The sequence below is a fragment of the Streptomyces lateritius genome (assembly GCF_014649715.1).
GTDB lineage: Bacteria > Actinomycetota > Actinomycetes > Streptomycetales > Streptomycetaceae > Streptomyces > Streptomyces lateritius.
On the sequence record NZ_BMTO01000018.1, the window covers coordinates 16802 to 37263 of the forward strand.

The 20462-nt window shown below is 69.5% G+C and carries 17 protein-coding genes and 2 tRNA genes; 11 read left to right on the forward strand and 8 right to left on the reverse strand.

The window, feature by feature from the left end; genetic code table 11:
* Nucleotides 1–70: 70 nt before the first annotated feature.
* Nucleotides 71–2635 (reverse strand): aminopeptidase N, encoded by a 2565-nt coding sequence (gene pepN, locus IE136_RS29830; RefSeq protein WP_158987311.1) that lies wholly within the window; start codon nucleotides 2633–2635, stop codon nucleotides 71–73.
* A gap of 136 nt (nucleotides 2636–2771) precedes the next feature.
* Here pepN and IE136_RS29835 point away from each other — a divergent pair, with 136 nt between their 5' ends.
* A complete protein-coding gene (locus IE136_RS29835) occupies nucleotides 2772–3407 on the forward strand; it encodes a mycothiol-dependent nitroreductase Rv2466c family protein (protein ID WP_158987309.1) in 636 nt (211 codons plus the stop codon).
* 131 nt (nucleotides 3408–3538) lie between these two features.
* Here IE136_RS29835 and IE136_RS29840 read toward each other — a convergent pair whose 3' ends face one another.
* The 3 genes from IE136_RS29840 to IE136_RS29850 form a co-directional block, all read right to left on the reverse strand.
* On the reverse strand, nucleotides 3539–4183 hold the full coding sequence (locus IE136_RS29840) for a superoxide dismutase (protein WP_158987307.1): 645 nt from the start codon (nucleotides 4181–4183) through the stop codon (nucleotides 3539–3541).
* 182 nt (nucleotides 4184–4365) lie between these two features.
* A complete protein-coding gene (locus IE136_RS29845) occupies nucleotides 4366–5784 on the reverse strand; it encodes an amino acid permease (protein ID WP_158987305.1) in 1419 nt (472 codons plus the stop codon).
* Between the two features lie 115 nt (nucleotides 5785–5899).
* Nucleotides 5900–7294, reverse strand: coding sequence for an amino acid permease (locus IE136_RS29850; protein ID WP_189601872.1), 1395 nt, complete (start codon nucleotides 7292–7294; stop codon nucleotides 5900–5902).
* 266 nt (nucleotides 7295–7560) lie between these two features.
* Here IE136_RS29850 and IE136_RS29855 point away from each other — a divergent pair, with 266 nt between their 5' ends.
* Complete coding sequence (locus IE136_RS29855) at nucleotides 7561–8154, forward strand: biotin transporter BioY (RefSeq protein WP_189601873.1); 594 nt, start codon at nucleotides 7561–7563, stop codon at nucleotides 8152–8154.
* Nucleotides 8155–8546: 392 nt separating this feature from the next.
* Here the strand turns inward: IE136_RS29855 and IE136_RS29865 are convergent, their stop codons facing one another.
* The gene (locus IE136_RS29865) at nucleotides 8547–9992 is read right to left on the reverse strand and encodes an amino acid permease (protein WP_158987301.1); all 1446 of its coding nucleotides are present in this window, start codon (nucleotides 9990–9992) and stop codon (nucleotides 8547–8549) included.
* Between the two features lie 184 nt (nucleotides 9993–10176).
* On the opposite strand from IE136_RS29865, the gene IE136_RS29870 reads away from it, so the two are divergent.
* Together IE136_RS29870 and IE136_RS29875 are read left to right on the forward strand one after the other, a co-directional pair.
* A complete protein-coding gene (locus IE136_RS29870; RefSeq protein WP_189601874.1) occupies nucleotides 10177–10671 on the forward strand; it encodes a ribose-5-phosphate isomerase in 495 nt (164 codons plus the stop codon).
* The gene (locus IE136_RS29875; RefSeq protein ID WP_189601875.1) at nucleotides 10671–11486 is read left to right on the forward strand and encodes an Fpg/Nei family DNA glycosylase; all 816 of its coding nucleotides are present in this window, start codon (nucleotides 10671–10673) and stop codon (nucleotides 11484–11486) included. The genes IE136_RS29870 and IE136_RS29875 overlap by 1 nt, the downstream gene beginning before the upstream one ends.
* 9 nt (nucleotides 11487–11495) lie before the next feature.
* Here the strand turns inward: IE136_RS29875 and IE136_RS29880 are convergent, their stop codons facing one another.
* Nucleotides 11496–12725: a GNAT family N-acetyltransferase gene (locus IE136_RS29880; protein WP_189601876.1), complete on the reverse strand. Its 1230-nt coding sequence runs from the start codon at nucleotides 12723–12725 to the stop codon at nucleotides 11496–11498.
* Between the two features lie 106 nt (nucleotides 12726–12831).
* Here IE136_RS29880 and IE136_RS29885 point away from each other — a divergent pair, with 106 nt between their 5' ends.
* Complete coding sequence (locus IE136_RS29885) at nucleotides 12832–13974, forward strand: PP2C family protein-serine/threonine phosphatase (protein WP_158987292.1); 1143 nt, start codon at nucleotides 12832–12834, stop codon at nucleotides 13972–13974.
* Between the two features lie 158 nt (nucleotides 13975–14132).
* The gene (locus IE136_RS29890) at nucleotides 14133–14327 is read left to right on the forward strand and encodes a hypothetical protein (RefSeq protein ID WP_030684996.1); all 195 of its coding nucleotides are present in this window, start codon (nucleotides 14133–14135) and stop codon (nucleotides 14325–14327) included.
* 178 nt (nucleotides 14328–14505) lie between these two features.
* Here the strand turns inward: IE136_RS29890 and IE136_RS29895 are convergent.
* Nucleotides 14506–14579: transfer RNA gene (locus IE136_RS29895), tRNA-Gly, on the reverse strand.
* A 132-nt stretch (nucleotides 14580–14711) separates the two neighbouring features.
* Here IE136_RS29895 and IE136_RS29900 point away from each other — a divergent pair.
* From IE136_RS29900 to clpX, 5 genes are all read left to right on the forward strand, one after another.
* Nucleotides 14712–14788 (forward strand) — tRNA-Pro (locus IE136_RS29900).
* Between the two features lie 168 nt (nucleotides 14789–14956).
* Nucleotides 14957–16342, forward strand: a complete 1386-nt coding sequence (gene tig, locus IE136_RS29905) for a trigger factor (protein ID WP_158987290.1) — start codon at nucleotides 14957–14959, stop codon at nucleotides 16340–16342.
* Nucleotides 16343–16599: 257 nt separating this feature from the next.
* Entirely contained in the window at nucleotides 16600–17205 is a 606-nt protein-coding gene (locus tag IE136_RS29910; RefSeq protein WP_158994269.1) for an ATP-dependent Clp protease proteolytic subunit, read from the forward strand.
* Between the two features lie 52 nt (nucleotides 17206–17257).
* A complete protein-coding gene (locus tag IE136_RS29915; protein WP_373309179.1) occupies nucleotides 17258–17944 on the forward strand; it encodes an ATP-dependent Clp protease proteolytic subunit in 687 nt (228 codons plus the stop codon).
* Nucleotides 17945–18120: 176 nt separating this feature from the next.
* Nucleotides 18121–19404, forward strand: coding sequence for an ATP-dependent Clp protease ATP-binding subunit ClpX (clpX, locus tag IE136_RS29920; protein WP_158987286.1), 1284 nt, complete (start codon nucleotides 18121–18123; stop codon nucleotides 19402–19404).
* Nucleotides 19405–19490: 86 nt separating this feature from the next.
* Here clpX and IE136_RS29925 read toward each other — a convergent pair whose 3' ends face one another.
* Nucleotides 19491–20456, reverse strand: coding sequence for a sulfur globule family protein (locus IE136_RS29925; RefSeq protein WP_158987284.1), 966 nt, complete (start codon nucleotides 20454–20456; stop codon nucleotides 19491–19493).
* Nucleotides 20457–20462 lie beyond the last annotated feature (6 nt).

Consider the following 20462-nt stretch of genomic DNA (forward strand, 5'->3'; position numbering starts at 1 on the left):
CCCGCACACGCGGTCGGCCCCGGTGGCGAGACTCCTCACCACCGGGGCCGACAGAGCGACGGATGGTTCGCTACCCCGCGAGGCGGTCGCACGCCTGCGCGCGCAGAGCCCTCGCCAGGTCGTCCCGCGACTCCAGCACGAGACGGCGCAGCGCCGGCGCCGCGTCCTCGTGTGCCGAGAGCCACGCGTCCGTCGCCGCCAGGGTCCGCTCGCCGTCCTGCAGCCCCGGGAACAGCCCGCGTACGACGTCCATCCCGATCTGGATCGAGCGCTCGGCCCAGACCCGCTCGATCGCCGCGAAGTACTTCTCCGTGTACGGCGCGGTCAGCTCGCGCTGTGAGGGCTGGGCGAAGCCTGCGATCACCGCCTCCACCAGCGCGTTCGAGAGCGCGTCCGACTCCACGACCTGGGCCCACGCCTGCGCCTTGACGGCGGCCGAGGGCCGGGCCGCCAGGCAGCGGACCTGGTGGCGCTTGCCGGTCGCCGTGTCGTCGCGGGCCAGCTCCTCGTCGATCCGGGCCTCGTCCGCGCGGCCGTGCGCGGCCAGCGGCTCCAGGAACGACCAGCGCAGCTCCTGGTCGACATCGAGACCGTCGATCGAGGCCGTGCCCGCCAGCAGCCCCTCCAGAAGCTGGAAGTCGGCGTCGGAGGAGGCCGTGGCGGCGACGAAGCGCGCCCAGGTCAGCTGGTGCTCGCTGCCCGGCTCGGCGAGGCGCAGCTCGCGCAGCCCGCCCTCGGCGAGCAGCCGGCCGCCCTCCTCGCGCCACTCGGCCGCCGCGTAGTGCGTGACCGCCGACCGCGCCCAGGTGTGCACCATCTGCAGCACACCGATCTCCGTCTCGCGGCCGGCGAACTCCAGCGCGACCGCGACGAAGTCCCGGGCCGGCATCAGACCGTCCCGCGTGAGGTTCCACAGCGCCGACCAGCACAGCGCGCGGGCCAGCGGGTCGGTGATGTCGCCGAGGTGCGCCCGCAGCGTGGCGAGCGATCCCTCGTCGAAGCGGATCTTGCAGTAGGTCAGGTCGTCGTCGTTGACCAGGACCAGCGCCGGGCGCTCCTGGCCCGTCAGCTCGGACACGACCGTCCGCGCGCCCGTGATGTCGGCCTCGGCGCGCGCGTAGCGCACCAGCTCGCCCGCCGGCGACAGCCGGTACAGGCCCACCGCCGCACGGTGCGGGCGCAGCTCCTCGCCGTCCTGGACGACGGCCAGTTCGGTGATCCGGCCCTCGGCGTCGTACATCACCACCGGCGTCAGCGTGTTCACGCCGGAGGTCTGCAGCCAGGACCGCGACCAGGTCTTCATGTCGCGCCCGGAGGTCTCCTCCAGGACGGACAGCAGATCGCCGAGGCGGGTGTTGCCGTACGCGTGCCGCTTGAAGTAGCGGCGCGCGCCCTCCAGGAACGCGTCCCGTCCCGCGTACGCCACCAGCTGCTTCAGCACCGAGGCGCCCTTGGCGTACGTGATGCCGTCGAAGTTCAGCTTGGCGTCCTCCAGGTCACGGATGTCGGCCGTGATCGGATGCGTGGACGGCAGCTGGTCGGCCCGGTAGGCCCACGACTTGCGGTTGTTGGCGAAGGTCACCCAGCTGTTGGTGAAGCGCGTCGCCTCCGCGAGCGAGAACGAGCCCATGAAGTCGGCGAAGGACTCCTTCAGCCACAGGTCGTCCCACCACACCATCGTGACCAGGTCGCCGAACCACATGTGCGCCATCTCGTGCAGGATGACGTTGGCCCGGCGCTCGTACGCGGCCTGGGTGACCTTGCCCCGGTAGATGTACTCCTCGCGGAAGGTCACCATGCCAGGGTTCTCCATCGCGCCGAGGTTGTACTCGGGGACGAAGGCCTGGTCGTACTTCCCGAAGGGGTACGGGTGGTCGAAGTGGTCGTGGAAGAAGTCGAAGCCCTGCTTCGTGACGAGGAAGACGTCGTCCGCGTCGAAGTGCTTCGCGAGCCCCTTGCGGCACATCGCGCCGAGCGGGATCTCCAGCTGGGTCCCGTCCTCGAAGGTCCGCTTGTAGGTGTCCGTGACGTAGTGGTACGGCCCCGCCACGACACAGGTGATGTAGGTGGAGATGGGCGCCGTCTCCGCGAAGCGCCACACCCCGTCCTCGCCCCGCTCGCCCACGCCGTTCGACCAGACCGTCCAGCCCTCCGGCGCCGTCACCTCGAAGCGGTAGGGCGCCTTGAGGTCGGGCTGCTCGAAGTTCGCGTACACCCGGCGGGCGTCGGCCGGCTCGTACTGCGTGTAGAGGTAGACCTCGCCGTCCTCCGGGTCGACGAAGCGGTGCATGCCCTCACCGGTCCGGCTGTAGGCGCACTGCGCGTCCACCACCAGCACGTTCTCGTCGGCGAGACCGTCGAGCGCGATCCGCGAGCCGTCGAAGACGACGGCCGGGTCCAGCGCCCGCCCGTTCAGCTCCACCGAGGTCACGGCGGGGGCCACGAGGTCCACGAAGGTCGCCGACCCCGTCCCGGTGCGCCGGAAGCGGATCGTCGTCACCGAGCGGAAGGTCCGCGCCCCTTCGCCGGACTCGCCGACCGCCGACCGCAGATCGAGGGCCACCTCGTATCCGTCGACGGACAGCAGCTCGGCCCGCTCGCGGGCCTCGTCGCGGGACAGGTTCTCACCGGGCACGGTCACTCCTTCGTGGCTCGTCAGAAACAGCACCGATCCTCCCATGTGGGCCTGACACGTGGCACTCGGGGAATGCCTTCGCCGACCGGTGGTGTTGGTTCCTTCGGTGCGTAGAGATCCGTCCCTGAGGAGTGACATGTCCGAGAGCAGGACCACCGCCGACTTCTGGTTCGACCCGCTGTGCCCCTGGGCCTGGATGACCTCCCGCTGGATGGTCGAGGTGGAGAAGGTGCGTCCGGTCGACGTGCGCTGGAAGGTGATGAGCCTGGCGGTCCTGAACGAGGACAAGCTGGACGAGGTCCCGGCCGAGTACCGCGAGATGCTGGAGACGAAGGCCTGGGGCCCGGTCCGTGTGGTGGTCGCGGCCCAGCAGCTGCACGGTGACGAGGTCGTCGGCAAGCTCTACACCGCGCTCGGCACCCGCTTCCACAACAACGGCGAGGGCCCGACGCGCGAGGCGATCTCCGCCGCCCTGGCGGAGGTCGGCCTGCCGGCCGAACTGGCCGACTACGCCGAGAAGGACACGTACGACACCGAGCTGCGCGCCTCTCACGAGGAGGGCATCGGGAAGGTCGGCCAGGACGTCGGCACGCCGGTCATCTCCGTCCCGGGCGCGGACGGGGACCACGTCGCCTTCTTCGGCCCGGTGGTCACCCCGACCCCGCGCGGCGAGGCGGCGGCCCGGCTCTGGGACGGCACGCTGCTGGTGGCGTCGACGCCCGGCTTCTACGAGATCAAGCGCACGCGGACGGCGGCGCCGAGCTTCGAGTAGCCCGCCCCGGCACCATGGAAGAACCCCCGTGATTCACGTCATCACGGGGGTTCTTCGTTCTTCCGCCCGCCCGGTGAAGGTTGAGAAGACGATCACGAGCAGGACGACCGAGGGGTACCGACGGAAAGGGATCAGAGGGAGATCAGGGGGACGGACGCCTTGGCGGCCTGGTAGCGCTTGTTCACGTCCTGCCAGTTGACGACCTGCCACATGGCGTCGATGAAGTCCACCTTCTGGTTCTTGTACTGCAGGTAGAAGGCGTGCTCCCAGGCGTCGAAGACCAGGACGGGGATCGACCCCTGGCCGACGTTGCCCTGGTGGTCGTAGACCTGCTCGACGATCAGCCGGCCGCTGATCGGCTCGTACGCGAGGACGCCCCAGCCGGAACCCTGGGTGGTCGCCGCGGCCTTCGTCAGCTGGGCCTTGAACTTGGCGAACGAGCCGAAGGACTCGGTGATCGCGTCGGCGAGGTCACCGACGCCGTCGGCCGCCAGCGGCTCGCCGCCGCCGCCGTCCTTCGGGCTGTCCATGTTGTTCCAGTAGATGGAGTGCAGGATGTGGCCGGAGAGGTGGAAGGCCAGGTTCTTCTCCAGGCCGTTGATCGAGCCCCACTGCTCCTTGTCGCGCGCCTCTTCCAGCTGCTCCAGGGTGTCGTTCGCGCCCTTGACGTAGGCGGCGTGGTGCTTGTCGTGGTGCAGCTCGATGATCTGCGGATTGATCACCGGCTCCAGCGCCGCGTAGTCGTACGGCAGTTCCGGAAGGGTGTAGATCGCCATGTGCCGAGCCTCTCGCTGCTGGTACTTATTGCAACCTATATGCAAGTGCAGGCTAACAGCAGTAGTGCTTCGAAGTTGATCAGCCCTTGGGCCTAGGTCTCGCGTCGGAGAACGCGAGAACCCCCGGACCGACAGGTCCGGGGGTTCTCGCGCGCGGAGGCGGGGGCGGGGTGGGAGCGGGGTCAGGCGTCCTGCGACGTCCGCCCGCGCACCTTCTGGAGGATGAAGCCGGTCACGGCCAGGACGACCGTGAGGCCGCCCGTCCAGTACAGCTGCACCCGGGTGCCCTCCTCGCGCGCCATCAGGAAGAAGATCGCCGTCATCCCGGCCAGCGCCACCCAGGTCAGGACCGGGTAGGCCCACATCTTCACGACCAGCTTCTCCGGCGCCTCGCGCTCCGTCCTGCGGCGCAGCAGCAGCTGGGAGACGGCGATGAAGAACCAGACGACGAGGATGATCGCGCCGATGGTGTTCAGGAGCCAGATGAAGATGTCCTCGGGGCGCCAGTAGCTGAGCAGCACACAGGCGAAGCCGAAGACCGAGGAGACCAGCACCGCCGGGCGCGGCACGCCGCCGAACGTCCGGCCCAGCGCCTTCGGGCCCTGGTCACGGGCGACCAGCGAGCAGGCCATCCGGGAGGCGCCGTAGATGTTGGCGTTCATGGCCGAGAGCAGGGCGACCAGCACGACCACGTTCATGATCTGGCCGGCGGCGGGGATGCCCAGGTGGTCCAGGGTGGCGACGTACGGGCCCTTCTCGACGACCGTCTTGTCGTCCCACGGGACGAGCGTGACGATGACCGCCATCGAGCCGACGTAGAAGAGCGCGATGCGCCACATCGCCGTACGGACCGCCTTGGCGACGCCCTGCACGGGGTGCTCGGACTCGGCCGCGGCGATCGTGACCGTCTCCAGCCCGCCGTACGCGAAGACGGAGGCGAGCAACCCCACGATCAGCCCCTCGGAGCCGTTGGGGAAGAACCCGCCGTCACCGGTGAGGTTGGCGGTGCCGGGGGAGTCGGTGCCGGGCAGGACACCCACGATGGCGAGCACGCCGATGCCGAGGAAGAGGACGATCGCGCCCACCTTGAGCGCGGCGAACCAGAACTCGAACTCGCCGAAGTTCTTCACCGCGGCCAGGTTGGTCCCGCAGAACACCACCATGAACAGGGCCACCCAGGCCCACTCCGGGGTGCCGGGGAACCAGCCGGTCATGATCTTGGCCGCGCCGATGCCCTCCAGGCCGACGGCCACGCAGAGCAGGAACCAGAAGGACCAGCCCGCCGTGAAGCCGGCCCACGGGCCGATGGCCCGCTCGGCGTGGACGGAGAAGGAGCCGGAGGCCGGGTTCGCCGCCGACATCTCGCCGAGCATGCGCATCACCAGCATGACGAGCAGCCCGGAGATCGCGTACGCGACGACGATCGAGGGACCGGCGGCGGCGATGCCGGCTCCGGAGCCGACGAAGAGGCCGGCACCGATGACGCCACCGAGGGCGATCATGGAGAGATGGCGCTGCTTGAGGCCGTGCGAGAGGCCGTGCGAGGGATTCGCCCCGTCGTCCTTGCGGTCGACGGGCGTGGGCGCGGTGGTCCGGGACATGGGCCGCCCTGTTCATTGGCTCAGACGGGGGAACGCGCCACAGTCTGGGCGGGAGCACCGCTTACAGGGAACAGATGTCCGCTATACGGGCACCAGGTTCACACAAGGTGAAGAACTACCTCCGCTTCGTACGCGATTCTCGCACCCACGCCACGAGGAGGACCGCCCCCGTGGCCGCGCTCGACCACAACACCTGCGGCCGCGCCCCGTCGTCGGTCAGCATGAGGACCAGCACCGCTCCCATGGCCGCCAGCGCCGCCCACGTCAGCCAGGGGAAACCCCACATCCGGAGTGTCAGCGTCTCGGGCGCCTCCCGCTCGATCCGGCGGCGCAGCTTCAGCTGGGAGACCGCGATCAGTCCCCAGACGAAGAGCAGGACGGCGCCGACCGCGTTGAGCATGTAGAGGAAGACCGACTCCGGCCACTTCAGATTGAGCAGCACCGACACGAAGCCGAAGGCCACCGAGGCGAGAACGGCCCGGCGCGGCACTCCGCCGGCCGAGACCCGTAGCAGTCCCTTCGGCGCCTCCCCGCGCTCGGCGAGCGAGAAGACCATCCGCGAGGAGCCGTACAGGTTCGCGTTGAGGGCCGACAGCAGCGCCACGAAGACGACGACGTTCATGATCTGACCGGCCGACGGCACCCCGAGGGAGTCCAGGACGGCCACGTACGGGGACTGACCCGGCACCATCGAGGTCCAGGGCAGCAGGGTCACGATGACCAGCATCGAACCGACGTAGAAGAAGAGGATCCGCCAGACCGCGCTGCGCACCGCGCGAGCCACGTTGCGCGCCGGGTCGTCGGACTCGGCCGCCGCGATCGTCACGACCTCCAGTCCGCCGAAGGCGAACACGACGGCGAGGACCCCGGAGATCACGCCCTCCCAGCCGGCCGGCAGGAAACCGCCCTGCCCGGTCAGGTTCGTCATCCCCACCGGGTCCGTGTCGGGGAGCCGGCCCACGATCGCCAGCGTCCCCAGGATCAGGAACAGCACGATCGCGCCGACCTTGAGCGCGGCGAACCAGAACTCGAACTCGCCGAAGTTCTTCACCGCCGCCAGGTTGGTGGCGGTGAACACGATCATGAAGATCAGGACCCATCCCCACTGCGGCACCCCCGGGACCCAGCCGTGCGCGATCCGCGCCGCGCCCGTCGCCTCCACCGCGAGAACGACGACCAGCAGGAACCAGTACAGCCAGCCCACCGAGAAGCCCGCCCAGCGGCCGAGCGCGCGCTCCGCGTGGACCGAGAACGCACCCGAGGCCGGCATCGCCGCCGACATCTCGCCGAGCATCCGCATGACCAGCATCGCGAGCGTGCCCGCGATCAGGTACGACAGGACGATGCCGGGGCCGGCGACCGCGATGCCCGCGCCCGAGCCGACGAAGAGTCCGGCGCCGATCACCCCGCCCAGGCCCAGCATCGTCAGATGACGCTGCTTCAGGCCATGGGAGAGCGGCTCCGGTTCGGGAGCGAGGGGAGCCGAGGGGGCGGGCGGCGCGTCGTGCATGGGAAGGGCTCGTGCTCTCGCTGGATTCGCAAAGGGATTTATGGAGACCCCACAGTCTCTCCGGTGACCACCTCCTGACGCAAAAGGGACCTCCTGGCGACAGTGCCCAGTGACGAGTGTCACGTGCTGAGAGGATTGGCGCCGGTTCTTTGTCCGATTCCGACGAAGTGTTCAACCCCCGCTTTGTGGGCGGCTGATGGTGATCGAGCGTTCACTCCTGGACTACGGTCAACCTGTCCCTCGCCCGTCACCCCCGCGGAGTACCGATGAGCATCGCTGCCGCCCCCGTCCGTTCCCTCCGCCCGGGAACGGTCCTCGCCGACCTGGTGCCCGCGAGCCGCGCCCGCGAGATCGCGCTCGTCGTCGGCGGCGCCGCGCTCACCGGTCTCGCCGCGCAGATCGCCGTCCCGGTCCCCGGCTCCCCGGTCCCCGTCTCCGGCCAGACCTTCGCGGCCCTGCTCGTCGGCACGGCGCTCGGCGCCCGCCGCGGCTTCCTCGCCCTCGCCCTCTACACCCTCGCCGGCGTGGCGGGCGTGCCCTGGTTCGCCCAGGCCACCTCGGGCTACGCGATGCCCTCCTTCGGCTACATCCTCGGCATGCTGCTCGCCGCCACCGTCGTCGGCGCCCTCGCGCGCCGCGGAGCCGACCGCACCCTGCTCCGCACCGCGGGCTCGATGGCGCTCGGCTCCCTGATCATCTACGCGGTGGGCGTGCCGTACCTCGCCCTCGCCACCGGCATGTCGCTGCCCCAGGCCGTCGCGGCCGGCCTGACCCCGTTCCTGATCGGCGACGCGCTCAAGGCCGCGCTCGCGATGGGCGTGCTGCCGACCGCGTGGAAGCTCCTCGGCCGGAAGGGCTGAGCCGGGTCGTTCGACAGCGATGTCGTAGTTCCTGCGAAAGAGGTTCGCCGGGTCGTAAGCCGCCTTGACCCGGGCGAGCCTCTTTCCGTGTCTCGGGGGTGTCCAGCCCTTCCGTACGCCCGCCGTCGCCGAACGGGAAGTTCACACCCGGCCCGTCACCCAGGGCCGTGGAGCCGCGCGACCGGCACGAGTTCGACCTCTCGCTTGGCGATTCCTCGCCGTACCCGCAGTCGCCGGGGCGGAAGACGTGCTGAGCGGCGACAGACATGGAGACGGACACGGAGAAGCTCTCCGTTCCCGAGGTGGTCGGTGTACGGAGAGCTTCCCGCCCGTACCCGACAGGTTCCGTCAGGTACGGATCAGACGCGGATCACTGGTCGATCAGTGGTTGATCACTGCGTGATCTCGTCGCGCGTGGCCTTCGCGAACCGCTCCTTGACCAGGGCGATCACCAGCACCAGCGCCGCCACGAGCAGGGACAGCACGACCTGCTCCCGGGCGCTGCCGCCGTCGTAGATCATGTAGCCGAGGACGAAGACGATCATCGCGATGGTCGCCCAGGTCAGGTAGGGGAAGAGCCACATCCGCACGATCAGCTTCTCGGGCGTCTCGCGGAGGATGATGCCGCGCATCCGCAGCTGGGTCACACAGATGACCAGCCAGACGAAGAGCGCGACCGCGCCCGAGGAGTTGAGCAGGAAGGCGAAGACGGTGTCGGGCCACTTGTAGTTGAAGAAGACCGCGACGAAGCCGAAGACGACCGAGCCGAGGATCGCGGCCGTCGGCACACCGCGCGCGTTCGTGCGGGCGAACGCCTTGGGGGCGTCACCGCGCCGGCCGAGCGAGAAGGCCATGCGGGAGGCGGTGTAGAGGCCCGAGTTCAGGCAGGAGAGCACCGCGGTCAGCACGATGACGTTCATGACCTGGCCGGCGTGCGGGATGCCGATCGAGTCGAGCGCGGCGACGTACGAGCCCTTCTCGACGATCGACTTGTCGTTCCACGGCAGCAGCGTGAGGACGACGAAGATCGAGCCGAGGTAGAAGACGCCGATCCGCCAGATCACGCTGTTGGTGGCCTTGGTGACGGCCTTCTGCGGGTCCTCCGACTCGCCGGCGGCGAGGGTGACGATCTCGCTGCCCATGAAGGAGAAGACGACCATCAGCACGCCCGTGAGGATCGCGCCGGCGCCCATCGGGAGGAAGCCCCCGGCGTCGGTGAGGTGCGCGAAGCCCGCGCCCGGGTTGTCCGAGCCCGGCAGCACGCCGAAGACGGCGAGGAGGCCGACGACGACGAAGGCGGCGATGGCGACGACCTTGATCCCGGCGAACCAGAACTCGAACTCTCCGTACGAGGAGACGGAGGCGAGGTTGGTCGCGGTCAGCACCACCATCACGATGAGCGCCCAGGCCCACTGCGGCACGGCCGGTATCCAGGACTCCAGGATCACCGCGCCGGCGGTCGCCTCGACGGCGAGCACGACGACCCAGAAGAACCAGTACAGCCACCCGATGGTGAAACCGGCCCAGCGGCCCAGGGCCTGGTCCGCGTAGGCGGAGAAGGAGCCGGACGACGGCCGGGCGGCCGCCATCTCGCCGAGCATCCGCATCACGAACACGACCATCGTGCCGACGAGCGCGTACGAGAGAAGGATGGCGGGGCCGGCGGCGGCGATGCCGGAGCCGGAGCCGACGAACAGGCCGGCGCCGATGACACCACCGATGGCGATCATCGAGAGGTGGCGGTTCTTGAGACCGGCCTTGAGTCCGTCGGAGGGCTGGGATTCACCGGGGTTTCCGGTGGCACCGCCTTCCTTCGCAAGGGTCGGCTGCGTGGTCATGAACGCTTCCTTACGTCTGGGGGGCGCTCGGGTCGCGAGCCCGAGCATTCAACACCGGGTGCCCGGTTGATCGGAAGACCTGATTCCGGATCGTTGCGTATGGGCGAAAGGCCCCCACTGATACGGACGAAGGTCCCGACCCCGCTGACCGATACCCCGCGCCGGTCGTGCCACACTCGGAACCATGCGCGTGTACCTCGGCTCCGACCATGCCGGCTTCGAACTCAAGAACCACCTCGTCGAGTGGCTGAAGGCCCATGGCCACGAGCCCGTCGACTGCGGTCCCCACATCTACGACGCCCTGGACGACTACCCGCCGTTCTGCCTGCGCGCCGCGGAGAAGACGGCCGCGGACCCCGACAGCCTGGGCATCGTCATCGGCGGCTCCGGCAACGGCGAGCAGATCGCCGCGAACAAGGTGAAGGGGGTGCGCGCGGCCCTCGCCTGGAGCGAGCAGACCGCCGCCCTCGGCCGCGAGCACAACAACGCCAACGTCGTCTCCATCGGCGGCCGGATGCACACGCGGGAGGAGGCGACGAAGTTCGTCGAGATCTTCCTCAGCACCCCGTACTCCGGTGACGAGCGTCACACCCGCCGGATCGACATGCTCTCGGCGTACGAGACGACCGGCGAGCTCCCCGCGGTCCCGGCCCACCACCCGCAGGAGCCGACCGCCTGATGCCCGAGGGGCACACGATCCACCGACTGGCCGCCGACCACCGGGAACGGTTCGGCGGCCGGCCTGTGCGTGCCTCCAGCCCGCAGGGCAAGTTCGCGGACTCGGCGGCCCTGCTCGACGGCACGGTCCTGGAGACCACCGAGGCCCACGGCAAGCACCTCTTCCTCGGCTTCGGCGGCCTCGGAGGGGAGTGGGTCCACATCCACCTGGGCCTCTTCGGCAAGGTGGACTTCGGCGACGCCCCGGCGCCCCCGCCCACCGACACCGTGCGGCTGCGGCTCGCCAACGCGGAGTCGTACGTCGACCTGCGCGGCCCCACCACGTGCGCCCTCGTCACGGACGCCGAGAAGCGCGCGATCCACGACCGCCTCGGCCCCGACCCGCTCCGGGACGGCGACGACCCGGACAAGGCGTGGCGCCGGATATCGAAGTCCCGCACGACGATCGCGGCCCTGCTCATGGATCAGAAGATCGTCGCGGGCGTCGGCAACGTCTACCGCGCCGAGGTCCTCTTCCGGCACGGCATCGACCCGTACCGCCCGGGCAGGGACCTGACGTTGGGGGAGTGGCGGGCGATCTGGACGGACCTGGCCGCCCTGATGCGGGAGGGTGTCCGCCTCAACCGCATCGACACGGTCCGCCCCGAGCACACCCCCGAGGCGATGGGCCGCCCCCCGCGCGTGGACGACCACGGCGGCGAGGTCTACGTCTACCGCCGGGCCCACCAGCCCTGCCACATCTGTGCCACCGAGATCCGCACCGCCCCACTCTCCGCCCGCAACCTCTTCTGGTGCCCGGGCTGCCAACAGGCGTAGAGCCTCCGGCTAGAAGCCGTGGGGCAGCCACGGGGCGACCGGCGACCCGAACGCCACGGACGCCTCCAGCAGGGCCCCGGCCCTCAACTCCCGCACACGACCCGCCGCGGCCAGCGAGGTCAGGCCCACACCGCCCAGGTACGCCGCCCCCAACTCCCGTACCGACAGAGCCAGCTCCGCCGCCTCCTCCGTACGGGTGCACGTCGCGCCCTCCCTGCCGCCCGTCAGCCGCCAACGCCCCTCGTTCCACGGACAGAACGCGTCAGCGACCTCGAACACCATGTCCACCGGCGCCTGATAGCTCCGCGCCTCCAGCGCCGCGCCCACGTCCACCAGACGCACGTGCAACCCGTCCCGCTGGGTCGGCGCGCAGCGCCGGATGTCGCTCACCAGGTGCTGCCATCCGTCGTCCACCGGCCTGCTGTGGATCCGGACGGACGAGGTCAGGTCGATCGAGCAGAGGAACCGCCACAGCGCCGCCTCCGCCACCGGGTCCAGCGCCTCCAGGTCCTTCAGCAGCACACTGCCCTCGGCCCCGGTGTAGGACCACTCCGGCTTGACCGCGTACAGCGCGTACCCGACGACCTCCCCGTCCCGCTCCGCCAGCACGCACTGCCGCGGCGACGCGCCGCCCCGCTCCCCCTCCGGATCGAGGAGCGGCAAGCGCTCCCACCCCGGCTGCCGGGCCGGCATTCCCGGCCGCGCCGGGACCCGGCGCGCGTACACCGCCTCGCGCTCCGCCGTGGACTTCGCCGGATCGGCCTGCCGCAGCACCACTTCGTCCGTGCCGTCCGGCACCGAAAGCCGCACCCGGGTCGTGTCGATCACCGCCCGGGTCGCGTACGCACCGATGCCGTAACCGAACCGTCCGTAGATCTCCGGCTCCGAGGCCGTCAGAACGGCCAGCGGCTCGCCCCCCGCCCGTACGTCGTCCAGCTGACGCCGCATCATCGAGGTGAGGATCCCGCGCCGCCGGTGCGTCGCGGCCACACCCACCATCGTGACGCCGGCCGTCGGCACGATCGCCCCGCCCGGTACGGACAGCCGGAACGTGAACGCCCCCGCCGTACCGACACAGCGCTCGCCGTCCCATACACCGATCGAACGGTCGTGCTCGGTCAGTTCCCGCCAGAGGTTCCGCTCCTCGGGGGCGTCCGGGACACCGCCGAACGCGAGCTCCAGAGTCCCGTACCAGTCGTCCCACTCGCCGGGGTCGAGCACCCGAAGTTCCGTCGTCATATGCCATCGATATCAGCGCGGACCGGACCGACGCGACCCGATTTCCCGCGCAATGTCTCAGGGGGCCCCTGCGCGAGGTCCGACCGGATCGATAGGGTCCAGGCCAATGGGAAATCGCGCGGGCGTCGCCTCGTACACGGCCCGGATGCGCAAGAGCGCACAGCGGGCGCGCATCGCGCTGCGCAGATCCGGTGTCGACTACTTCCGCGGTGAGGGCTCCGACTGGGTCGCCTTCGCCGGTCTGCTGCTCACCATCCCCGCGATCACCTGGGGAACGCTCACCAATCCGGTGTGGTGCTCGCCCGCCGCGCTCGTCCTGCCGATCGTGGCCGGCGGGCTGCTGCTCCGCCCCGCGAGCCTGCTCGGTCTGTACGCGACGGCCGCCGGCGCCCTGATCGTCGAGTCGGTCGTCCTCGGCCCGTACACGCAGGGCCCGGCCCGGGTCACGCCCGGAACGGTCCTGGTGGTCGCGGCCTGCGGACTCTTCGGACTGCTCATCGCCCAGTTCCGGGCCCGGGTCGGCGTGCCCTGGCGGCGCGGCGGAACCATGCTCTTCGACCTGCGCGAACGCATCCGGGTCCAGAGCGCCCTGCCCCGGCTTCCGCAGGGCTGGCACCGCGAGATGGCGCTGCGCCCGGCCGGCGGCCAGTCCTTCTCCGGCGACTTCGTCGTCGCGGCCCGTACGAACGGCGGCCGGACGCTGGAGGTCCTCCTCACGGACGTCTCCGGCAAGGGCATGGACGCGGGCTCCCGCGCCCTGCTGCTCTCCGGCGCCTTCGGCGGCCTGCTCGGCTCGCTGCCGCCGCACGCCTTCCTCCCGGCCGCCAACGGCTATCTGCTCCGCCAGGACTGGGACGAGGGCTTCGCCACCTCGATCCACCTCGTCCTCGACCTGGAGTCGGGGGACTACGAACTGCTCTCCGCCGGCCACCTGCCCGCACTCCAGCTCCACGCGGGCAGCGGACGCTGGGAGGAGAAGAGCGGCGAGGGCCCGCTCCTCGGCGTCTACGACGGCGCGGAATTCCACCCCGTCAAGGGCTCGCTCCTCCCCGGTGACGTGCTGATGCTCTTCACCGACGGGCTCGTGGAGTCCGCGGACCGGGACATCGCCGAGGGCATCGACCGCCTGACCGGCGAGGCCGACCGCTACGTCGCCTCCGGCTTCGAGGGCGCGGCCTGGCACCTGATCGAAGCCTGTGCGAAGGACGTCAACGACGACCGCGCCCTGCTCCTGATCAGCCGCCGCTGAGGTGCCCGGCCGCGCCGGATCGGCGTGATCTTGGGCACGACGGTTCGTCACAACCCAGCATGGGCAAGGGGGTTGATGGCACGATGGATGCAGCGGGGGGTGCGGTGCGACGTGCACCCCGGTGGGCAAGGCGGGACCGACCGAGGGTGTGATCAGTTGTGGCCATTTCACTGTCTGTGGTGTTGCTGTTGGCAATCATCCTGGTGGTGCTGATCCGCGGTGGAAACCTCAAGGGCGGCCCGGCCGTCGTCGCGGTGCTCTTCGGCTTCTTCCTCGCCTCCACGGGCATGGCCGACGACATCCAGCGCTTCCTCGACTCGATAACGCAGACCGTCGGCTCCATCAAGTTCTGAGCCCGGCGAACCGACGACGGGCCCCCGCCGACACCGGCGGAGGCCCGTGAACGCGCCGGAGCGCGTCGGAAGAAGGAGACGCCCACTCAGCGGCGGGGGCCTCTGACCAGGGGGACGGACACGGGCGCGTGAAAAAACCTCCGGCCCGGTCCCTCGGAAGGGGCCGGGCCGGAGGCCGTGGAGCGGGCGACGGGAATCGAACCCGCGTAGCTAGTTTGGAAGACTAGGGCTCTACCATTGAGCTACGCCCGCACAGGTCGCGCCGCAGGTCACGTGGGCCGCGGCACGGACAGCATCGTAGCGGGTCATGGGCGGTTCCCGCACGCCCCTCGGAAACGGGGGCGTCGCACTGTCTCCGTGCATGTACCCTACGTGTCGCACCGACGGGGTGTGGCGCAGCTTGGTAGCGCGTCCGCTTTGGGAGCGGAAGGCCGTGGGTTCAAATCCCGCCACCCCGACCACTTCGTCGACGGACGCGGAATACAAGATCGCGTTGTAGGCCGCGTCCCGCATGCGGTTACTATGCAAGCTGCGTGCCCGTGTGTCTCTCTGACCGGGGCCGATCGGCCGGAACCGCCGACAAGCGGCCTCGGCAGAATCCAAGAATCAGCCACCAAGGAGACCGAACCGTGAAGAGCGCCGTGGAGACCCTGAACCCGACCCGGGTTCGGCTCACTGTCGAGGTGCCCTTCGAGGAGCTCAAGGACAGCCTCGACGCGGCGTACAAGAAGATCAACCAGCAGGTCACGGTCAAGGGCTTCCGCAAGGGCAAGATCCCGGCTCGTGTGATCGACCAGCGGTTCGGCCGTGGTGCGGTGCTGGAGGAGGCCGTCAACGACGCGCTCCCGAAGTTCTACACCGAGGCCGTGAACGAGGCCGAGGTCAACCCGCTGGGCCAGCCCGAGGTCGACATCACCGAGCTGAAGGACGGCGAGCTGCTGGCCTTCACCGCCGAGGTCGACATCCGCCCGACGATCGAGATCCCGGACTACTCCGGCATCGAGGTCACCGTCGACGCGGTCGAGGTCACCGACGAGGACGTCGAGAAGTCCGTCGAGCAGCTGCGCGAGCGCTTCGCCTCCACCAACCCGGTCGAGCGCCCCGCCGCCGACGGTGACGTCGTCACCATCGACCTCGAGGCCAAGGTCGACGGCGAGGTCCTGCCCGACGGTGTCGCCCAGGGCGTCTCGTACACCATCGGTTCCGGCGAGCTCCTCGACGGCATCGACGAGGCCGTGACCGGCCTGGAGGCCGGCGGCGAGGCCACCTTCACCTCGCAGCTGAAGGGCGGCTCCGCCGAGGGCAAGGACGCCGAGGTCACCGTCAAGGTCACCGCCGTCGCCGCCCGTGAGCTCCCCGAGCTGGACGACGACTTCGCGCAGCTCGCGTCGGAGTTCGACACCCTCGACGAGCTCAAGGCCGACAGCCGCAAGCGCCTCGAGAACATGAAGCAGTTCGACCAGGCCACCCAGGCCCAGGAGCGCGTCCTCGACGAGCTGCTGAAGCTGGCGGAGGTCCCGATCCCCGAGAAGCTCCTCGAGGACGAGATCAACACCCGCAAGCACAACCTGGAGCACCACCAGCTCGGCCAGATGGGCCTGACCCTCGAGAAGTACCTGGAGATCCAGGGCAAGACCGAGGAAGAGTTCCTGGCGGAGACCAAGGAGCAGGCCGAGAAGGGCATCAAGACGCAGTTCGTCCTCGATGAGCTCGTCAACAAGGAGAAGCTCAACGTCAGCCAGGAGGAGCTCACCGAGCACCTCATGCGCCGCGCCGCCTCCTCCGGCATGAGCCCCGACCAGTTCGCCCAGGCCGTCGTCGAGGGTGGCCAGGTGCCGATGCTCGTCGGCGAGGTCGCCCGCGGCAAGGCCCTCGCGGTCGTCGTCGAGGCCGCCAAGGTCGTCGACACCAACGGTGAGACCGTCGACCTCGAGGACGACGAGGACGAGGTCGAGGCCGCCGCCGAGGCGGTCGAGGCCGTCACCGGCGACGCCGAGGAGAAGAACGAGGCCTGAGCCTCGCGCTGAACCCGGTCCACGGGCCCGGTCGCACTGCGGTGCGCCCGGGCCCGTGGACGTATGCGCGCGGACCCGGCCCCGCCCTCAACTACCTTGCGCTCCCAGCGAACAGTTCGGGAAGCGGGATGGTGTTGTCCTACCTGCGCGTTAGGGTCCATGAATACGAGGGCAGGGTCGTACCCCGTCCCCAGTACGAGAGACGCTGAGACGGCCGGAGCCGTCAGAGACGAGCAGGTGGATACGTGACGAATCTGATGCCTTACGCCGCGGGTGAGCCGTCCATCGGTGGCGGCCTCGGCGACCATGTCTACAACCGGCTGCTCGGCGAGCGCATCATCTTCCTCGGCCAGCAGGTCGACGACGAGATCGCCAACAAGATCACCGCGCAGATGCTGCTCCTTGCCGCCGATCCGGACAAGGACATCTACCTGTACATCAACAGCCCCGGTGGCTCGGTGACGGCCGGCATGGCCATCTACGACACCATGCAGTACATCCCCAACGACGTCGTCACCATCGGTATGGGCATGGCGGCCTCCATGGGCCAGTTCCTGCTGACCGGCGGCGCCGACGGCAAGCGCTTCGCGCTGCCGAACACCGACATCCTGATGCACCAGGGCTCCGCCGGCATCGGTGGTACGGCCTCGGACATCAAGATCCAGGCCGAGTACCTCCTTCGTACCAAGAGGCGCATGGCCGAGATCACCGCGCTGCATTCCGGTCAGACCGTCGAGGCGATCATCCGCGACGGCGACCGCGACCGCTGGTTCACCGCGGAGGAGGCCAAGGAGTACGGCCTCATCGACGAGATCATCTCTGCCGCTTCGGGCGTTCCGGGCGGCGGCGGCACGGGCGCCTGAGCGCCCGAGGCCCTACCGCACCGAAGCCAAAGCCCCGCTGAACGCCACCAGGATGGTGAACAACCCCATGAACGCGATGCCCCCGACCTTCTCCGCGAGCGGCCTCTACACCGGCCCCCAGGTGGACAACCGGTACGTCGTCCCGCGCTTCGTCGAGCGCACCTCGCAGGGCGTGCGCGAGTACGACCCGTACGCCAAGCTCTTCGAGGAGCGCGTGATCTTCCTCGGCGTGCAGATCGACGACGCCTCCGCCAACGACGTCATGGCCCAGCTGCTGTGCCTGGAGTCGATGGACCCCGACCGCGACATCTCGATCTACATCAACAGCCCCGGTGGCTCCTTCACCGCGCTGACCGCCATCTACGACACCATGCAGTTCGTGAAGCCGGACATCCAGACGGTCTGCATGGGCCAGGCGGCCTCCGCCGCGGCCGTGCTGCTCGCCGCGGGTACGCCCGGCAAGCGGATGGCCCTGCCGAACGCCCGCGTGCTGATCCACCAGCCCTCGGGCGGCACCGGCCGTGAGCAGCTCTCCGACCTGGAGATCGCGGCCAACGAGATCCTGCGGATGCGCACCCAGCTGGAAGAGATGCTGGCCAAGCACTCCTCGACGCCGATCGAGAAGATCCGCGACGACATCGAGCGCGACAAGATCCTGACCGCCGAGGACGCCCTGGCGTACGGTCTCGTCGACCAGATCGTCTCGACCCGCAAGAGCACGGCCGCCGCGGCAGCCTGACGCTCGACCTTCCCCTGGCACGGGGAACAGGGTGGGAATCATGGCGCCATGGCGCATTCCCGTTCATGTGAACCGTGCCAAGGGGGGCCCGAACGGGGGGCCCGGCAAGGTACCGTCGAATATGAGGCACCAGGAGTCGCTGAACCAAGCACTCCCAGGCGAAGGGGAAGCACCTCGTGGCACGCATCGGTGATGGCGGCGACCTGCTCAAGTGCTCGTTCTGCGGAAAGAGCCAGAAGCAGGTGAAGAAGCTCATCGCAGGACCCGGTGTGTACATCTGCGATGAGTGCATCGACCTCTGCAACGAGATCATCGAGGAGGAACTCGCCGAGACGAGCGAGGTGCGGTGGGAGGAGCTCCCGAAGCCCCGCGAGATCTACGAGTTCCTCGAGGGGTACGTCGTCGGGCAGGAGCCCGCGAAGAAGGCCCTCTCGGTCGCGGTGTACAACCACTACAAGCGCGTCCAGGCCGGCGAGAACGGCGGCGGCGCGGGACGGGACGACGCCATCGAACTGGCGAAGTCCAACATCCTGCTGCTCGGCCCCACCGGGTCCGGCAAGACGCTGCTCGCGCAGACCCTGGCCCGGATGCTCAACGTCCCGTTCGCCATCGCGGACGCGACGGCGCTGACGGAGGCCGGCTATGTCGGCGAGGACGTCGAGAACATCCTGCTCAAGCTGATCCAGGCGGCCGACTACGACGTCAAGAAGGCCGAGACCGGGATCATCTACATCGACGAGATCGACAAGGTCGCCCGTAAGAGCGAAAACCCGTCGATCACCCGCGATGTCTCCGGCGAGGGCGTGCAGCAGGCCCTGCTGAAGATCCTGGAGGGCACCACGGCCTCCGTGCCGCCGCAGGGCGGACGGAAGCACCCGCACCAGGAGTTCATCCAGATCGACACGACGAACGTGCTCTTCATCGTGGGCGGCGCCTTCGCCGGCCTGGAGAAGATCATCGAGTCGCGGGCGGGTGCGAAGGGCATCGGCTTCGGGGCGACGATCCGCTCCAAGCGCGAGATCGAGGCGAGCGACCAGTTCCAGGAGGTCATGCCGGAGGACCTGGTGAAGTTCGGGATGATCCCGGAGTTCATCGGCCGTCTGCCGGTCATCACCTCGGTCCACAACCTCGACCGCGAGGCCCTGCTCAAGATCCTCGTCGAGCCGCGCAACGCACTGGTCAAGCAGTACCAGCGCCTCTTCGAACTCGACGGCGTGGAGCTGGACTTCGACCGCCCGGCCCTGGAGGCCATCGCCGACCAGGCGATCCTGCGCGGCACGGGAGCGCGTGGCCTGCGGGCCATCATGGAAGAGGTCCTGATGTCGGTGATGTACGAGGTCCCGTCCCGCAAGGACGTGGCTCGCGTGGTCATCACGGCGGACGTGGTGCGCAACAACGTCAACCCGACGCTGGTGCCGCGGATCGTGAAGAACGACGGACGGCACGAGAAGTCGGCCTGAGCCGAGAACGGCGCACGGAACGGCAGACGAACAGGAGGGGGTCCCGCCCGAAGGCGGGACCCCCTCCGTCATGTCCGTTCCGGCGCTCAGACCTTGACGCGGACCTCCTTGCGGAACTTCGCGGTGATGGCGGCGGCGTCCTCCATGCTGCCTGCCTTGCCCGCGGCCATCGAGGCCATGTCCATCGGCGTCACGAAGCCCACGGTGCTGTGGTCGGCCCACACGCAGACCGTCATGGTGAACGCCGGTGTCGAGCTGGCGGCGTCGGCCTTGGTCTTCGCCTGCTGGCACTTGAGGACCGCGCCCTCGAGCTCGGCCGGCTTGTACTCCTGCGGGCTGCCGACCAGTTGCGGCTCGTCCGCCTTGTCCTTGTCCTTGTCGGCCTCCGCCTTGATGCTGGCGAAGACGTTGTCGACCACCTTCTCCGGGTCGTCGATCTCGCCGTAGAGGCCGCTGAAGGAGATCAGCTTGTTGCCGAGCGGGTTCGCCTTGTCCGTCACCTGGTAAGCGGCGCTGACGTTCGTGGCGTTCTTGACGCCGTTCTGCTTGGCCTCCTTGAGGGAGTCCTTGTCGCCCGCGCCGTCGGTGCCGGGCTTCTTCTGGTACTCGCCGAGCACCGTCTCCGGGGTGATCAGCTTGTGCGGGCCGTCGTCCGCGACCGAGGAACCGCCGCCACCGGCGGTGAAGTACCAGGCGCCGCCGGCGATCAGCGCGAGCGCCACGACCGCACCGCCGATGATCAGGCCGGTCTTCGACTTCTTCGGGGCCGGCGGGGGCGGCGGGTAGCCGCCGGGGCCCTGGGGAGCGCCGTACGGGGGCTGCTGGCCGTACGGGCCCGGCTGCTGGGGCTGCTGGGGGTAGCCGTAGGGCGGCTGCTGCGGCGGCACACCCTGGGGCGCCTGCTGGGGGTAGCCGTAACCGGGCTGGGGCGCCTGCGGCTGCTGGCCGTAAGGACCGGGCTGCTGCCCGTACGGACCAGGCTGGCCCGGCTGACCGTACGGCCCGGGCTGCTGGGGCTGACCGCCGTACGGACCCGGCTGGTTGTAGCTCATGGACAG

What these genes read in the sequence shown, in the direction of transcription:
- IE136_RS29835 (WP_158987309.1), top strand. Translation starts at nt 2,772, where the DNA reads ATGTCCGAGAGCAGGACCACCGCCGACTTCTGGTTCGACCCGCTGTGC.
- IE136_RS29840 (WP_158987307.1), bottom strand. Translation starts at nt 4,183, where the DNA reads ATGGCGATCTACACCCTTCCGGAACTGCCGTACGACTACGCGGCGCTG.
- IE136_RS29845 (WP_158987305.1), bottom strand. Translation starts at nt 5,784, where the DNA reads ATGTCCCGGACCACCGCGCCCACGCCCGTCGACCGCAAGGACGACGGG.
- IE136_RS29850 (WP_189601872.1), bottom strand. Translation starts at nt 7,294, where the DNA reads ATGCACGACGCGCCGCCCGCCCCCTCGGCTCCCCTCGCTCCCGAACCG.
- IE136_RS29855 (WP_189601873.1), top strand. Translation starts at nt 7,561, where the DNA reads ATGAGCATCGCTGCCGCCCCCGTCCGTTCCCTCCGCCCGGGAACGGTC.
- IE136_RS29865 (WP_158987301.1), bottom strand. Translation starts at nt 9,992, where the DNA reads ATGACCACGCAGCCGACCCTTGCGAAGGAAGGCGGTGCCACCGGAAAC.
- IE136_RS29870 (WP_189601874.1), top strand. Translation starts at nt 10,177, where the DNA reads ATGCGCGTGTACCTCGGCTCCGACCATGCCGGCTTCGAACTCAAGAAC.
- IE136_RS29875 (WP_189601875.1), top strand. Translation starts at nt 10,671, where the DNA reads ATGCCCGAGGGGCACACGATCCACCGACTGGCCGCCGACCACCGGGAA.
- IE136_RS29880 (WP_189601876.1), bottom strand. Translation starts at nt 12,725, where the DNA reads ATGACGACGGAACTTCGGGTGCTCGACCCCGGCGAGTGGGACGACTGG.
- IE136_RS29885 (WP_158987292.1), top strand. Translation starts at nt 12,832, where the DNA reads ATGGGAAATCGCGCGGGCGTCGCCTCGTACACGGCCCGGATGCGCAAG.
- IE136_RS29910 (WP_158994269.1), top strand. Translation starts at nt 16,600, where the DNA reads ATGCCTTACGCCGCGGGTGAGCCGTCCATCGGTGGCGGCCTCGGCGAC.
- IE136_RS29915 (WP_373309179.1), top strand. Translation starts at nt 17,258, where the DNA reads ATGGTGAACAACCCCATGAACGCGATGCCCCCGACCTTCTCCGCGAGC.
- IE136_RS29925 (WP_158987284.1), bottom strand. Translation starts at nt 20,456, where the DNA reads ATGAGCTACAACCAGCCGGGTCCGTACGGCGGTCAGCCCCAGCAGCCC.